The sequence below is a fragment of the Gammaproteobacteria bacterium genome, assembly GCA_032250735.1.
In the GTDB taxonomy this organism is placed as follows: Bacteria; Pseudomonadota; Gammaproteobacteria; order SZUA-152; family SZUA-152; genus SZUA-152.
In genome coordinates this window covers 61,471-77,625 of sequence record JAVVEP010000005.1, presented here as the reverse complement: position 1 = coordinate 77,625, position 16,155 = coordinate 61,471, and the positions used below count along the sequence as shown (strand labels likewise).

Genomic DNA, 16,155 nt, shown 5'->3' with positions numbered 1-16,155 from the left:
ATCTACCTATTTACCCACCACGTTACCCACCACGTTAGCCACCACGTTAGCCACCACATCCAGAGCCACGCCCCGACTAAAGACGCCAATGCCATTACCAATGCCATTAATAAACCCGCCGCCGGATTTTTACCGAGAAATCAGTCACAAACACTCTCTGAGATAGGCCTGACACAACCCTCCATGGCTATAGCGGGAACCACTCACATAAGCTTTATCTGCCTGATTCCGGATATCCTCACCTTCAACACGCCATCACCCGCAATTTCGTTCCGCCAATACTGCGATACACCCCTCGCCGACACCCGGCACGTCTTGGTTTTTCCCTTTCACTGGCAGTATAATCCGCGCTTCAGCTGAATATCGCTGCGGGAGAGTGTGGAACCCGATCCTCTGTTGGCGATAGACGTCGCAAGGGCCGAGACCACCGCCGAAGGCGCAACCGCCCGGAATCGCTCAGGCAAATGGACCGCAGACCGACAATAGCTGACTCTGGAGAGAGACTGAGGCCGCCCAGGCCAAACAGTCCGCCGAAGGGGCTCAAGCTCTCAGGCACCACGGACAGAGGGGTGGCAACACAGACAGACACCGCCACTTTTTTGTTTAAAAATCGTGCCACAACACCGTGCCACGACACCAGAGGTTAACCCGCATGTCCCAGGCACTATCAGCCGTCCAGCGCACGCCCCAACGCACGCCATTGTACGACCGGCATCTCGCCGCCAATGCCAAAATCGTGGATTTTGCCGGCTGGGAGATGCCCATCCATTACGGCTCCCAGCTTGAGGAACACCATCAGGTGCGCACGGACGCCGGCATGTTTGACGTCTCCCACATGGTGGTACTGGACCTCACCGGCGCCGGGGTCACCGCCTTCCTGCGCCATCTGCTTGCCAACGACGTGGCCCGCACCCAAACCCCCGGCAAGGCCCTGTATTCCTGCCTGCTCAACGAGCGGGGCGGGGTCATCGACGACCTGATCGTCTATTTTATGAATGACAGCTGGTATCGCATGGTGGTCAACGCCGCCACCCGCGACAAGGACCTGGCCTGGATTACCGCGCAGGCCATCAGTGCCAACAAAAAGGGCAGCGGGGTCGAGATCCGCGAGCGTGACGATCTGGCGATGATCGCGGTGCAGGGACCCAACGCCCGCGACAAGGCCCACGCCGCGCTCGGCGCAACGCTCGATCCCGCGCGGGAACTCAGGCCCTTTTTTGCCATCGAATGCGGCGAATGGTACGTCGCCCGCACCGGCTACACCGGCGAAGACGGTTATGAAATCATGGTGCCCGCCGAGCAGGCCGGCGCCACCTGGGACGCCCTGCTCGCCGCCGGCGTCCACCCCATCGGGCTAGGTGCACGCGACACCCTGCGCCTGGAGGCGGGCATGAACCTTTACGGCCAGGATATGAATGAAGACATCAGCCCACTGGAGGCCGGCCTTGGCTGGACGGTGGCCTTCGAACCTCAGGAGCGTGACTTCATCGGTCGCGCCGCCCTCGAAAAACAGCGGGCCGACGGACCCGCCTTCCGGCTCGTGGGCCTGATCCTCGAGGACCGCGGCGTGTTACGCGCCCACCAAAGGGTGGTCACCGGGCAGGGCGAGGGCGAAATCACCAGCGGCAGTTTTTCCCCCACCCTGGGCAAATCCATCGCCCTGGCCCGGGTCCCGGCGACCACGCAGGATCGCTGTCAGGTAGAGATCCGCGGCAAGCAACTGGCCGCCCGTATCGTAAAATATCCCTTTGCCCGCAATGGCAAGGCCTGCACAGAATAACCATTAATAAGCCAAACAAAACAAACAGGAGATTGCCATGAGCAACGTGCCAAATGAATTGAGATACACCAAAAGCCACGAGTGGGTACGCACCGAGGCCGATGGCAGCGTCACCGTCGGCATTACCGACCACGCCCAGGAGCTGCTGGGCGACATGGTGTTTATTGAACTGCCCGAGATCGAGGCCAATTACACCGCCGGCGACGAATGCGCCGTGGTGGAATCGGTAAAGGCCGCCTCCGATGTCTACAGCCCGATTTCGGGCGAGGTCATCGCCATCAATGAAGACCTGACCGAGACCCCTGAAACCATCAATCAGGATCCCTTTGACACCGGCTGGATGTTCAAAATGCAACCCGAGGACGCCGGTGAGGTCGACGAGCTGATGGATGCCGAGGCCTATGCCGAATTCATCGCCGACGAAGAGCATTAAGACATAGCTCAGCTAAATATAGTTTAGCTAGACAAAGCTCAGCAAGACACCAGCGCTCCGTCCTTTCCAAACTCCAACATAAAGTAGACACTGCAATGCCATTTATCCCCCACACCGACGATGATACCCGCGAAATGCTCGCAACGATTGGCGCCGACAGCATCGAAGACCTGTTCGATGAAATCCCGTCCGGGCTGCGCGCCACATCGCTGGACAGGATACCCGCCGGGCGCAACGAAATGGCCGTCAACCGCCTGCTGCAGGAGTGTGCCGCCAAAGACACGCAACCGCTGTCGTTTCTCGGCGCCGGCGCCTACGAGCACCACATCCCCGCCGCCGTATGGCAGCTCACCACCCGCGGTGAATTTTATACCGCCTATACGCCCTATCAGGCCGAGGCCAGCCAGGGCACCCTGCAGCTACTGTATGAATTCCAGACCATGATGGCCGAGCTGACCGCCATGGATGTCTCCAATGCCTCGCTATACGATGGCGCCTCCGCCCTGGCCGAGGCGGTACTGATGGCCGTGCGCGCCAACCGCAAATCAAAATCCAAACGCATCCTGATGCCCGCTACCGTGCATCCAACCTATCGCAGCGTGGTCAACACCATCGTGCGGCATCAGGGTATCAAACTGGAATTAGTGGATTATGACAGGCAGGGTGGCCATATCGACCCGGCCAGCCTGCCGGCCGAGCCCGGCGACATCACCGCGCTGGTGATTCCACAACCCAACTTTTTCGGCAGCCTGGAAGATGCCGATGCGCTCACCGACTGGGCGCAACAGCACGGCGCCCTGGTGATCGCGGTGGTCAATCCCACCGCCATGGCCCTGATCAAGCCGCCCGGTGAATGGGGTAACGGCGAGGGCGCCGACATCGTCTGTGGCGAAGGTCAGCCGCTGGGCGCGCCGCTGGCCTCCGGCGGGCCCTATTTCGGTTTCATGTGCTGCGCGCAGCAACATGTACGCCAGATGCCCGGCCGCATCATCGGACGCACCACCGACCTGGAAGGAAAAAGCGGTTACGTATTGACCCTGCAGGCCCGCGAACAACATATCCGCCGCTCCAAGGCCACCTCCAACATCTGTACCAACCAGGGCCTGCTGACCACCGCCGCCACCATCTATCTGGCGTTAGTCGGCCAGCAGGGATTGCAGCAGACCGCGGCCCACAGCCACGCCAACACCCGCAAGCTGGCCGAGGCCCTGGGCGCCATCGCTGGCGTCGAGCTGATATTCAATCGCCCGTATTTTCACGAGGCCGTACTCCGGCTGCCCAAACCGGCCGCCGAGGTGCTGGTCGAACTGGATCGCCTGGGCATTCTCGGCGGCTTCGACCTGGCAGCAGACTACCCGGAGCTAGGCAATGCGCTGCTGGTGTGTGCCACCGAGACCAAGACCGATGCCGATATCGAACAGTTTGCCGCCGCCTTACGCAAGGTGCTTGGCTAGTCCGCAGCGTGCCGGCAGTCATTCCACCGACACACGCCGCCTGAGCACCCATCGCCTAACTATCCGTTGCCTAACTATCAATTGCCAAACATGTCGTCTTCCGCAAAAACCCACATCATCAGTCCCGCCGCAACGCCACCAGGCCGCGGCGAGCTGCTGCGCTGGGCCGGCTGGTTTTTTCTCGCCAACAGCCTGATTGCCCTGTTGATTGCGCTGCGCTATCTGGGCGCGGTGCAGTTTCCCGCTGGCGAACACGCGATCACCTTCAGCATCCTGGCGTTTATCGGTCACTTTTCTTCCGTGGCCTTTGTCTGTGCCGCGCTGTTGTTCCTGCCCATTTTTTTGGTGCCGAAAAAGCCCTTCATCTTTGCGCTCGGCATCGGGCTGGCGCTGGTGCTGATCACCGGCATCACGCTGGATACCTTCATCTTCCATCAATACCGCTTCCACTTTAACGGCATGGTGATGAACCTGTTGCTGGGCGGCGCGGCGGAAGAGATCTTTACCTTCTCGGCATTCTTGTGGGCCATGCTGGGCCTGTTTGTAGTGGCGCTCATCGCCCTCCAGTTATGGTTAAGCCAGCGCATCTGGCGCTTTGTAATCGCCACCCCCGGCGGCTCACTGGGTTATATCGTCAGCCTGCCGTTGCTGGCCATCTTCCTCGCGCAAAATATCTTCTATGCCTGGGCCGATGCCAACAGCTACACGCCCATCACCAAACAGATCCGCTTCCTGCCCGCCTACAAACCGCTCACCGCGGATCGCTGGTTTATCGACAATGGCTGGGCCGATCCCAAGGCCGCCAGCCTGCTGGGCCAGGTCGACAGCAGCAGCGCGCTCGACTATCCCAAAAAACCGCTGCACTGCACGGCGGCGACTGCGCCACTCAACATCGTCTACATCGTGGTGGATTCGTGGCGCTTTGACACCCTGACCAGCGAGGCCACGCCCAACCTGCATCGCCTGGCGCAGGAGTCGCTGGTGTTCGACCAGCACTACAGCCCGGCCAATTCCACCCGCACCGGCATCTTCAGCCTGTTTTATGGCCTGCCCGGCACCTACTGGCACGCCATGCTCGCGGAACAGCGCGGCGCCGAATTCATCAACCAGCTCATCGCCCAGAATTATCAGCTGGGCATTTTCGCCAGCGCCAAGCTTTTCAGCCCCGAGTTTGATCGCACGGTATTTGCACAGGTCGACAAGCTGCGCCTGCAATCCAGCGGCAACTCGCCGCATCAGCGGGACCAGAATAGCCGCGATGAGTTTCTGGCCTTTCTCGATGCGCAAGACAGCCAGTCGCCATTCTTCGGCTTCCTGTTTTTTGACGCGCCCCACGCCTATGATTTTCCCAGTGACTACCCGCTGGCCTTTGAGCCCAGCCTGAAGACCGTCAATTACGTCGCCCTGAACAATGACTACGACCGCACGCCCTTTTTTAATCGTTACCGCAACTCCGTCCACTTCGTCGACAGCCTGATTGCCCCGGTCATCGACAAACTGAAATCCCGCAAGCTGCTGGACAATACCGTGCTGGTGATCACCGGAGACCACGCCCAGGAGTTCAACGACAACCGGCTCAACTACTGGGGGCATAACAGTAATTTCTCGCCCTGGCAGACCCATGTGCCACTGGTCATCCGCTGGCCCGGCAAGGCGCCACAGCGCTTCGATCGACAGACCAGCCACTTTGATCTCTCGCCCACTTTAATGAAGGAAGTGCTGGGTTGCGAGAACGATCTGCGCGACTACAGCAACGGTCGGCATCTACTCACCGGCACGCCCGGCCCTTATCTGTTACTCAGTAACTACAACCAGTTTGCGGTAATGGATGCTGAACGAATTACCGTGGTCGATGAATTCGGCAACGTGGATATTCTGGACCATCAATACCGCAGCATTCCCGACGCACAGCTACCCAATGCACAGATGCTCTCAGTTATGAACGAGATGAGCCGCTTTTACAGTAAATAGTTACATCCACATTCAATTTAGCAATCCAGCAGGCAAAACATATGCACGACAGCAAGCACAATCCCCTGATCTTTGAACTCTCCCGGCCCGGACGCGTCAACACCACACACACCCAGCGCAGCACGGCGCAGTTCAGCGATATCCCTGCCGCCTTGCTGCGCAACAGTCCGCCGCAACTGCCGGAGGTTTCCGAAATGGATGCGGTGCGCCACTACACCCGCCTGTCGCAGAAAAACTTTTCCATCGATACGCATTTTTATCCGCTCGGCTCCTGCACCATGAAGCATAATCCGCGCGCCTGTAACTCGCTGGCCATGCTGCCGGGCTTTCTGAACCGTCACCCCCTGTCGCCGGTGCAGCATGGCCAGGGCTACCTGAGCTGTCTGTGGGATCTGCAGGAAATTCTCAAGGACGTCACCGGCATGACCGCCGTATCACTTACGCCCATGGCCGGCGCACAGGGTGAATTTGCCGGCGTCGCCATGATTCGCGCCTATCATGACGCCAGACAGGACACCGCGCGCACCGAAATCCTGGTGCCAGACGCCGCCCACGGCACCAACCCCGCCACGGCCACTATGTGTGGTTATGTCGCGAGGGAAATTCCCACCGACGTCAACGGCGATGTCAACGTGGATGCGCTGAAGGCGGCGGTCGGTCCGCAGACCGCCGGCATCATGCTCACCAACCCCTCCACCCTCGGGGTGTTCGATCGCCGCATCAAGGAAATCGCGGGCATCGTGCATGAGGCCGGCGGCCTGCTCTACTACGACGGCGCCAATCTCAATGCGATTCTCGGCAAGGTCAAGCCCGGCGATATGGGCTTCGATGTCATCCACATGAATCTGCACAAAACCTTTTCCACCCCGCATGGCGGCGGCGGGCCCGGCGCTGGACCGGTCGGGGTCAGCCAGCGTCTGCAAGCCTTTATGCCGATCCCGGTGGTCGGGAAAAAGACCGGCGATGAGGGTGACAGCTATTACTGGCTTACCGAAAAGGATCTGCCGCAGAGCATCGGCCGCCTTTCCACCTTCATGGGCAACGCCGGGGTACTGTTACGCGCCTACATCTACGCCCTGCTGCTGGGCAAGGAGGGCATGACGCGGGTCGCGGATTACGCCACGCTGAACGCCAACTATCTGATGGCCTCGCTCAGCCAGGCCGGTTTTGACATGGCCCTGCCCCAGCGACGCGCCACCCATGAGTTCATTCTCACCCTCAAGCGTCAGGCCAAAGAGCAGGGCGTCACCGCCATGGACTTTGCCAAGCGTCTGCTGGACTACGGGATGCACGCCCCTACAACCTACTTTCCGTTAATCGTCCCGGAGTGTCTGCTCATCGAGCCCACCGAATCGGAATCCAAGCAGACACTGGACGGCTTTGTCGCCGCGATGATCGCCATCCAGCACGAGGCGGAGACCGACTCCGACACCCTCAAGGGCGCACCCTACACGCAACCCATGCGCCGCCTGGATGACGTCAAGGCCGCCCGCGAGCTCGATCTGCGTTACCGCCCGCCCGCCGCGGCCACCGAAGCCTGACATGGGCAAGCCCGGCAACACTGGACTCATGCGCATCTTCCGGGCTGCCGGCTATTCCTGGGCGGGACTGCGTGCCGCCTTCCGGCATGAGGCCGCCTTCCGTCAGGAGCTGGCGCTCTGCTGTCTGCTGATTCCGCTGGGCCTCTGGCTGGGCCAGACCGGTAGCGAACGCGCCCTGCTGATCGGCAGTCTGCTGCTGGTATTAATCGTCGAGCTCATCAACTCCGCGATCGAGGCCGTGGTGGATCGTTTCGGCGGTGAACAACACGAACTCTCGGGCCGCGCAAAGGATATCGGCTCCGCCGCGGTCTTCATTGCGCTGCTGAATGTCGTCATCGTGTGGGGACTGATCGTATTGACGCCCTCCACCGCGATCGGCTTTTAACATTTATTACATTCTCCATTACACTCTCGACTACGCTCACGATTTCGCTCTCCATGACATCTGCGCCAACCGATAACCGCAAAGGGAAATAACATGTCTGCACTCATCTGTGGTTCATATGCCTACGACACCATCATGGTGTTCCCCGATAAATTCAAGAACCACATCCTGCCGGACAAGGTGCACATGCTGAACGTCTCTTTTCTGGTGCCCGACATGCGCCGCGAATTCGGTGGCTGCGCCGGCAACATCGCCTACAACCTTAAACTGCTGGGCGGTGAACCGCTGCCCATGGCGACCGTCGGCCGTGACTTCGCCTCCTACGCCAAGTGGATGGACCAGTGCGGCATCTCCCGCCGGCATGTGGTCGAGCTCAACAACACCTTCACCGGCCAGGCCTTCATCACCACCGACATGGATGACAACCAGATCACCGCCTTTCATCCCGGCGCGATGGGTGAGTCACACCAGAACAGGGTGAGCGATGCACAAGGCGTCAGCATCGGCATCGTCTCGCCCGATGGTCGTGACGGCATGATCCAGCACGCCGAACAGTTCGCCGATGCCAACATCCCGTTCATCTTTGATCCCGGCCAGGGCATGCCCATGTTCGACGGTGTCGACCTGCTGCGTTTCGCCGAGCAGGCCACCTGGATCACCCTCAACGACTATGAGGCGCAGCTGTTCGAGGATCGCACTGGAAAATCCGCCCACGAGATCGCCGAGATGGTTGATGCCCTGATCATCACCCGTGGCGGCAAGGGTTCGCTCATTTATACCCGCGAGCATCGCCACGAGATTCCCGCCGCCACCCCCACCGCCCTGCACGACCCCACCGGTTGCGGCGACGCCTATCGCGCCGGACTGTTATACGGGCTGATGAATAACATGGACTGGGAGACCACCGGCCGCATCGCCTCGCTGATGGGCGCCATCAAGATTGAAGAATATGGTACGCAGAACCATCAATTCACCCGCGAGCTTTTTGACTGCCGTTTTCGTGACACCTTTGGGCGGACGATCTAGTGGTCGCTACGGGACCTTGTTCGCATCCGTTGATCACCGCATCAGGCTCTTAGGCCGCCGCAACGGCGTTTCTATCCCATGATGCGCCGACTGGTACACCGCCTTTCCCCGCTGGGCCCGCTCGCCGCGGCGTTGGGCTTTTTCGGGGTTTTTGTCGCCTTTTTCAGCCTCAACCGCGGGCTGCTCAGCGCCTTACACGCCGCCGAACTCAGCGCCGTTGATGGGGCACTGTGGCTGTTTCCGGTCGGCCTGCGGATGGATGTCATTCTGCTCAGCGCCCTGCTGATCCTCCCCGCCACACTGTTATTGCTGCTGCCCTCGGTGGGCAGGCGCTACTGGCAGCCCGCCCTCGCTGGCCTGTTCGGGGTAATCAGTTTTGCGCTCATCTATTTTGAGGCCGTCACCTACACCTTCATTTCGGTCTATAACGCACGGCCCAATCATCTGTTCGTCGAATACCTCGCGCACCCGGATACGGTGCTGGACATTGTGTGGCACAGCTACAAGCTGGAATTATTTCTCGGCCTGTTATTGATGCTGCTCGGCGCCGTGTGGATCACGCGCCTCAGCTATCGGCTGATGACCACGGCCAGGCCCTGGCCCTACTGGCAACGCCTCCTTGCATTGCCGCTGGTGCTGGCCTTACTGGTGCTCGGTGCCCGCTCATCGCTGACCGACAGCCCGGCCAACCTCGGCACTGCGGCATTCTCCGAAGACACCCTGACCAACGAGTTAGCCCTTAATTCCAGTTATGCCGTCGCCTATGCGATTTACAGCCGCTTCAGCCAGCAACAGGATCTGACCCGCCAGTATGGGCACATGGATAGCGCCGAGATCATCCGCCGGGTGCGCCGGCAGACCCTGCTGCCGCTGGCCGCGTTTGATGACCCGCACCTGCCGCTGGTGCACACGCAGCGGCCCAATACCCCATCAAGCGCCTCCCCGCCACCGCGGCCCCGCAATCTGGTGATCATCCTTGCCGAAAGCCTCAGCGCGGAATTCATCGGCAGCCTGGGCGGGCTACCGCTGTCGCCGCAGTTCGATGCCCTCAGCGAGCAGGGCATTCTGTTCAGCAATCTCTTCGCCACCGGCAAGCGCACCAATCGCGGCGTGGAGTCCGTCATCACCGGCGCCCTGCCCATCCCGCTGGTCAGCGCCATCAAGCTGCGCCTTGCCCAGTCCGATTTCTTTACCCTGCCGGCCCTGCTCAAGGCCCATGACTACCGCACCAGCTTCCTGTACGGCGGCGATGCCAATTTCGACAACATGCGCCGCTTCCTCAGCTACAACGGCGTTGAGCGGTTTATCGAAGGGGCCGACATCGACAAGCCGCGCTACCGCAATCACTGGGGGGTCTCCGACGGCGACCTGTTCGCCACCGCCAATGACCTGTTCCGCCAGCAGGCCGCCACCGGCCAGCCCTTCGCCAGCATCCTCCTCACCCTCTCCAATCACGAGCCCTTCGACTTCCCCGAGGGCGGCTTTGCGCTCTACGAGCAGCCGCCGTTTACGCAGAACAATGTGGCCAAATATGCCGATCATGCGCTGGGCGAGTTTTTCCGCCAGGCCCGCGAGGAGGCCTATTTCGACAACACGGTATTTCTCATCGTCGCCGACCACGGCATCGAGATCCGCGCCAGCGGCCTGATCCCCGCGGCCAAATACCACATCCCCGCGCTGATCATCGCCCCCGGCGCCGCCCCGCAACGCATCGACACCCTGGCCAGCCAGATCGACCTGCCGCCCACCGTGCTGGGACTGCTGGGCATCACCACGCGCCACCCCATGCCGGGCCGCAACCTGCTCGACCTGCCCGACGCTGCGCCCGGCCGCGCCATCTACCACCTCGGCACCACCTACGCCTACCAGGTGGACGACCAGGTACTGATTCAAGTACCGGAGCGTCCCGCCCGCCAGTATCGACTCGCGGCAGGCACGCTCCAGCCCGGCCCCCTCGACCCCGAACTGGCCAGCGACGCCCTCGCCCACCTGCTGTTACCGGACCTGCTACACCGCGAACAGCGCTACCAGCTACCGGCGCAGCCTAGCCGCTGATTCTCCCGCCCCGCCAACCAGCCCGCCACAAAAGCTCCCCTAATACCCGCATCAGCACATTGAACTTGTGGGCGGGCAGCGCGGGGCGTAGGTTCATATGACGGTAATTTGACGCATCAACCGTGATGTTTGTCGCCGAACCCTATACCTTACTGTCGCAATCCGGCATGATCGTTCGCCGTAGCGACCACAGGGAGTGGAGACGATTTCAGGAATCGATACCAGTACGGGCACCGATGCACGGCCAGGCCCACCCGTCCAGCACACGGGGCTTTCCATCAACACCCTGTTGGTGATCAGCTTTGTGGCCGTCTCCCTGCTCCCCATCAGCATTCTAGGCTTCAAGGTTTACGATGCGGCCTGGGAGAACGCCTGGCGGGAGGTGCAGGAGAAGCACCAATCGCTGGCCAAAAACCTGGCCGCCCCGCTGGCCCGCTATATCGATGACCGCCACCTCGCCCTCGCCTTGCTGGCCGAACAGTTCAGTCAACTCCCCGACCCCACCGACCGACGGCAGAGCACCCCCCTGCTCGAACAAAGCCTGCACCGGCTGAGCCGCTTCCACGCGGTATTTTTGCTGGACCGGGATCTGCAGGTGATCAACCACGCCAGCCCCTATGCGGTGGACAGCACACGGTCCCCCGGTTTTGATCTCGGCAGCGACCCCTTCCTGCAGACCGCCTTCAGCTCGCGCCTGGCCAGCCTCAGCCCGGTGGTGCGCAATCCGTTCAGCGGCAAAACCACCCTGTTTATCGCCCAGCCGATCCGCCCCGACGCCGCTGGCGCCGCCACCCAGCTGCTGGTGGCCGAACTGAAGATCTCGGTGATCGAGAAAATGCGCGCCGGCATCAGCTTTGGTGAACACGGCCACTCCGCCATCGTCGACCCGCTGGGCCGGGTGATTGCCCACCCCAACCCCGGCTGGATGCAGGACAGCGTAAAAAGCCTGGCCAGGCTGCACATCGTGCAGGCCATGCTTGACGGCAAAACCGGTGTCACCGAATTTTATTCCCCCTTCAAGAAGGAAAGCATGGTCGCCGGCTACACCGTGGTGCCGGTTTATGGTTGGGGGATCATGGTGCCGCAGCCCAAATCCGAGGTGGAGGCCCAGGTCGCGAGGGTGTTGCGCGCCGAACTCGAATGGGCCCTGGCGGGGCTCTGTGTCGCGGTTATCATCGGCCTTTCGCTGGCCCGCTGGATTACCCGGCCGATCAACCAGCTGGTGCTGGCCGGCCGTGGGCTACAGGAGAATAACTACGAATATCGCCTGCCCCATCCCCGCAGTTATGCGCCGCGTGAGATACAGCAACTGGGCCAGGCCTTCGGCGGTGCGGTGAAACGGCTCATCGGCTCACGCCAGGAGCTGGACCGGCTCAACCAGTCATTGCAGCGGCGCGTGGAGGCGGCCACCGCCGAACTGCGCGAGGCCAACAACAAACTGGAGGCCCTGGTAAAGGTGGATCACCTCACCCAGCTGGCCAACCGCCGCCATTTCGAGGAAGTGATGGCCGGACTCGCCTCGCGCCGCCAGAATGACCCCCAGTCGGTGTGCCTGTTGCTGCTCGACATCGACCAGTTCAAAACCATCAACGACCAGCAGGGCCATGCCGCCGGGGATGCCGTGCTGATCCAGATCGGTGAGCTGCTGCAACAGAATCTACGCGCCAGCGATGTCGCCGCCCGCTATGCCGGCGACGAATTTGTGGTGCTGCTGCGCGCCGATATCGAGATCGGCCGTCAATGCGCGCAGCAACTGCGCGAGGCCATCGACCGGCATCGTTTCGTGTATGCGGACAAGACCCTGCACGCCACGGTCAGCATCGGTCTGGTGAACTGCGACAACCACCAGCAATGCCACGACATCGAGGCACTGCTGCGGCGCGTGGATGACGCCATGTATGAGGCCAAGCGCCTGGGACGCAACCGCATCGCAGAGGCCCATCCAGTCTAGTCTCCCAAGCCCTTACCCCCGCAGGCTCTCCCGCAGTGCCGACAGCGCAGAGACCGGCGCCAGACACGCCCCCTGGCGACAGACGTAAGCACTCACTTCCGCGTCCTTGCCAACAGTGGCCTCATAGCCGGCCAGGGCTCCGGGCAGCGGGGCGGCATCGGCGGGGATCGCCAGCGTCAGGCGGCGGGGGGCGTAATCGGCGGCCAGCGCCGCGACCCATTCCGCCAGGGCCGGCCCGGCGCCACGCAGGATCACCGTTTCGGGCGGGTACAGGTATTCCTCCAGCGCGGTTAACAGGGCGTTGTGGGCCTGCGGGAAGCCCTGGATATCCCGCCAGCCGGCCCGCAGCGTCGCCTCGGCGGCGGCGAGATAGCGGGTCTCTCCCAGCAGCACGCCCAGCCGCAGCAGCACCTGTGCCGCGACGCCGTTGCCGGAGGGGGTGGCCTCGTCCATCCACGGGCGCGGCCGCTGGATCAGCCGCTCATGATCATCGGCGGTAAAATAGAAGCCGCCGTTTTGCGCCGCGAAATGCGTCAGCACCACCTCTATCAGCGCCTGCAACAGCGCGAAATCCTCATCCCTCCAGCGGGCCTCCAGCAGCGACAGGATCGCGTCGGCCAGAAACACATAGTCATCGAGATAGGCCATCAGGTGGGCCTTGCCGTCCTTGCAGGTCGCCAGCAGACGGCCGTCGACCCACAGCCTGTCACGCACAAAATCCAGCGCCCGCTCCGCCGACTGCAGGTACTGCGGGCAAGCCAGTCGACGCCCGGCCACCGCCATGCCCTTGATCATCAGGCCATTCCAGCTGGTGAGGATCTTTTCATCGCGCCCGGGGCGCACCCGCGACTCCCGCGCGGCGAAGAGTTTTTGCCGCGCGTCGGACAGGCGCTGTCGCACGTTCGCCACGTCTAACTGCAACTCGTCGGCGATATCCTCCACCCTGCGGGCCACGTGGAGATGCCAGCCCCCCTCAAAATTCGGCGGGCGATCCAGGCCGTAGTGACGCGTGGCGATGGCATATTCATCATCACTTAGCAGCTGCTGCACCTCGGGCAGATGCCAAGCGTAGAATTTTCCCTCCTCACCCTCGGAGTCGGCATCCAGGGTCGAATAGTATCCACCCTCAGGGGCCTGCATCTCCCGCATCACCCAGTCGGCGGTCTGCCCGGCGACCCGCCGAAACAGTTCATCACCGGTGGCCGCGGCGGCATCGGCATACAGCGCCAGCAGCGGCCCGTTGTCGTACAGCATCTTTTCGAAGTGCGGGATCATCCATTGCGCGTCGACCGAGTAACGACAGAAGCCCCCGCCCAGCTGATCGTAGATCCCGCCCGCGGCCATCGCCTGCAGGGTGCTGCGCGCCATCTCCAGGGCCTGCTGATCGCTGCGTCCGGTCGATGACCAGTGGCGCAGCAGGCGCTCGATATTGGTGGGATGGGGAAATTTGGGCGCCGCGCCAAACCCGGCATACTGCGCGTCGTAGTCCTTTTGCAGCTGGCGCCGGGCCTCGTCCAGCACCACGGCATCGAGCGCATCGGCGCCGCCGCCCTGCGCCGCACGCTGCAGATACTCCTGCACCGAGGCATTCTGCTGGCGGATATCGTCGGGATGCTGATCATAGAACTCGGCCACCCGCTGCAATATCTCACTGAAGGCCGGCAGATTATGGCGCGGCACCGGCGGAAAATAGGTGCCGCCGAAAAAGGCCGTGTGATCCTCCGGGCTGAGGAACATGTTCAGCGGCCAGCCGCCGCCGCGCTGATTCAGCAACTGATAGGAAAACTGATAGATCTTGTCCAGGTCCGGGCGCTCTTCCCGGTCCACTTTGATATTGATGAAGTGCCTGTTCATCAGCGCGGCGATGGCCTCGTCTTCAAACGACTCGTGCTCCATCACATGACACCAGTGGCAGGCCGAATAACCGATCGACAGCAAAATCGGTTTGTTCTCGGCGCGCGCGCGGCTCAGCGCCTCCTCGCCCCAGGGATACCAGTCCACCGGATTGTGGGCATGCTGTTGCAGATAGGGGCTGGTTTGATGGATGAGACGATTGGCCACAGAGACACTCCGGCAATAATGGGTACTTCACGTTTCATCGCTGAGTAAAACACGGTAGCAGACAGCCCTGCAAAGACAAGACGGTACAGATCACGTCCAGGCGGTTTGTATCCCGCGTACGCGAAGCGGATAATGGCCGCCCCGATCACCCACGAATCACCACCGGACAGCCAACGTGAGCACATCCCTACCCGCCTCGACACCCGCTAACCCGGCAGCCGCGACCCTGCCACCCCTGCGCCTGAAAAAGGACGAAGACCGCCGCCTCAAGGCGGGGCACCTGTGGGTCTACAGCAATGAGATTGATACCGGCCAGACACCGTTGACCGATTTTGAGCCCGGCGCGATGGCGAGCATCGAAGACCATCGCGGCCATGTGCTGGGGACGGGTTACGTCAATCCCCAGTCGCTGATCAGCGCGCGCCTGATCAGTCGCGACCCCCGTTATGTCCTCGACCAGTCGCTCATCACCCACCGCCTCAACATCGCCCTGTCCCTGCGTGAGCAGTGTTTTTCACAGCCCTATTACCGGCTGGTGCATGGCGAGGGCGACAATCTGCCCGGCCTGGTGGTGGACCGGTTTAATGATGTGCTGGTGGTGCAGATCAGCACCGCCGGCATGCAGCGCCAGCAACAGGCGGTGATTGCCGCGCTGGAAAAGACCCTCAGGCCCGCCGCCATCGTGCTGCGTAACGACAGCCCCTCACGCCTCACCGAGGGCCTGGAGACCGCAGTAGAAGTGGTCAGCGGCAGCCTGCCCGAGGCGGTGCTGGTGGAGGAGAACGGCACCCGGTTTGAGATCGACGTGCTCAGCGGCCAGAAGACCGGCTGGTTTTATGATCACCGCATGAACCGCGCCCGCATGCAGCACTACGTCAACGACAAGCGGGTGCTGGATGTGTTCAGCTACATTGGCGGCTGGGGGCTGCAGGCGCTCACCGCCGGCGCCAGTGAGGTGATGTGTGTCGACGCCTCCAAAAGCGCGGTGGACGCCATCCATCACAATGCCGCCCTCAACGGCGTTGAGGACAGGCTGGCCAGCGTCGAGGGCGATGCCTTTGAGGCGCTCAAATCGCTGCGTCAGGAGCGGCAACGCTTCGATGTGGTGATCGTGGATCCGCCCGCCTTCATCAAACGCAAAAAGGATTTCAAGGAAGGCCTCGCCGCCTACCGGCGCATCAACCAGATGGCCATGCAGGTGCTCAACAAGGGCGGCTACCTGATCAGCGCCTCCTGTTCCTTCCACCTCAAGCGGGAACAGCTGCACGACACCATCCTCAAGGCCAGCCGTCATGTGGACCGCAACGCCCAGCTGATCGAACAGGGACACCAGGGGCCGGACCACCCCGTGCACCCCGCGATCCCCGAAACCGATTACCTGAAATCGTTTACCGCCCGTATTCTGGCGAACTAACATCAGGCCGGGCAATCGACAAAGCACAAGCCCGAACATCGGCCGCACTGTGGCTACACTATTGCCGCACTATCACTTTTGGCC

Annotated in this window: 11 protein-coding genes and 2 riboswitches; of the genes, 10 read left to right on the top strand and 1 reads right to left on the bottom strand. The window is 61.8% G+C overall.

The window, feature by feature from the left end:
* Positions 1-359 precede the first annotated feature (359 nt).
* A riboswitch (glycine riboswitch) is annotated at positions 360-482 on the top strand.
* Positions 483-575, top strand: a riboswitch (glycine riboswitch).
* A 77-nt stretch (positions 576-652) separates the two neighbouring features.
* The 9 genes from gcvT to RRB22_04590 all read left to right on the top strand — a co-directional run bounded on the left by gcvT (position 653) and on the right by RRB22_04590 (position 12,596).
* The gene (gene gcvT, locus RRB22_04630) at positions 653-1,780 is read left to right on the top strand and encodes a glycine cleavage system aminomethyltransferase GcvT (protein MDT8383681.1); all 1,128 of its coding nucleotides are present in this window, start codon (positions 653-655) and stop codon (positions 1,778-1,780) included.
* A 37-nt stretch (positions 1,781-1,817) separates the two neighbouring features.
* On the top strand, positions 1,818-2,213 hold the full coding sequence (gcvH, locus tag RRB22_04625) for a glycine cleavage system protein GcvH (GenBank protein MDT8383680.1): 396 nt from the start codon (positions 1,818-1,820) through the stop codon (positions 2,211-2,213).
* Between the two features lie 95 nt (positions 2,214-2,308).
* The gene (gcvPA, locus tag RRB22_04620) at positions 2,309-3,667 is read left to right on the top strand and encodes an aminomethyl-transferring glycine dehydrogenase subunit GcvPA (GenBank protein MDT8383679.1); all 1,359 of its coding nucleotides are present in this window, start codon (positions 2,309-2,311) and stop codon (positions 3,665-3,667) included.
* A gap of 90 nt (positions 3,668-3,757) precedes the next feature.
* Complete coding sequence (locus RRB22_04615) at positions 3,758-5,638, top strand: DUF3413 domain-containing protein (GenBank protein ID MDT8383678.1); 1,881 nt, start codon at positions 3,758-3,760, stop codon at positions 5,636-5,638.
* A 41-nt stretch (positions 5,639-5,679) separates the two neighbouring features.
* The gene (gene gcvPB, locus RRB22_04610; protein ID MDT8383677.1) at positions 5,680-7,179 is read left to right on the top strand and encodes an aminomethyl-transferring glycine dehydrogenase subunit GcvPB; all 1,500 of its coding nucleotides are present in this window, start codon (positions 5,680-5,682) and stop codon (positions 7,177-7,179) included.
* 1 nt (position 7,180) lies between these two features.
* The gene (locus tag RRB22_04605; protein ID MDT8383676.1) at positions 7,181-7,564 is read left to right on the top strand and encodes a diacylglycerol kinase; all 384 of its coding nucleotides are present in this window, start codon (positions 7,181-7,183) and stop codon (positions 7,562-7,564) included.
* A gap of 93 nt (positions 7,565-7,657) precedes the next feature.
* Positions 7,658-8,590 (top strand): carbohydrate kinase family protein, encoded by a 933-nt coding sequence (locus RRB22_04600; GenBank protein MDT8383675.1) that lies wholly within the window; start codon positions 7,658-7,660, stop codon positions 8,588-8,590.
* Positions 8,591-8,668: 78 nt separating this feature from the next.
* Positions 8,669-10,645, top strand: coding sequence for an LTA synthase family protein (locus RRB22_04595; GenBank protein MDT8383674.1), 1,977 nt, complete (start codon positions 8,669-8,671; stop codon positions 10,643-10,645).
* A gap of 196 nt (positions 10,646-10,841) precedes the next feature.
* On the top strand, positions 10,842-12,596 hold the full coding sequence (locus RRB22_04590; protein MDT8383673.1) for a diguanylate cyclase: 1,755 nt from the start codon (positions 10,842-10,844) through the stop codon (positions 12,594-12,596).
* Between the two features lie 12 nt (positions 12,597-12,608).
* Here RRB22_04590 and RRB22_04585 read toward each other — a convergent pair whose 3' ends face one another.
* Complete coding sequence (locus RRB22_04585; protein MDT8383672.1) at positions 12,609-14,657, bottom strand: thioredoxin domain-containing protein; 2,049 nt, start codon at positions 14,655-14,657, stop codon at positions 12,609-12,611.
* A gap of 175 nt (positions 14,658-14,832) precedes the next feature.
* On the opposite strand from RRB22_04585, the gene RRB22_04580 reads away from it, so the two are divergent.
* A complete protein-coding gene (locus RRB22_04580) occupies positions 14,833-16,071 on the top strand; it encodes a class I SAM-dependent rRNA methyltransferase (GenBank protein MDT8383671.1) in 1,239 nt (412 codons plus the stop codon).
* The last annotated feature ends 84 nt before the right edge of the window (positions 16,072-16,155 follow it).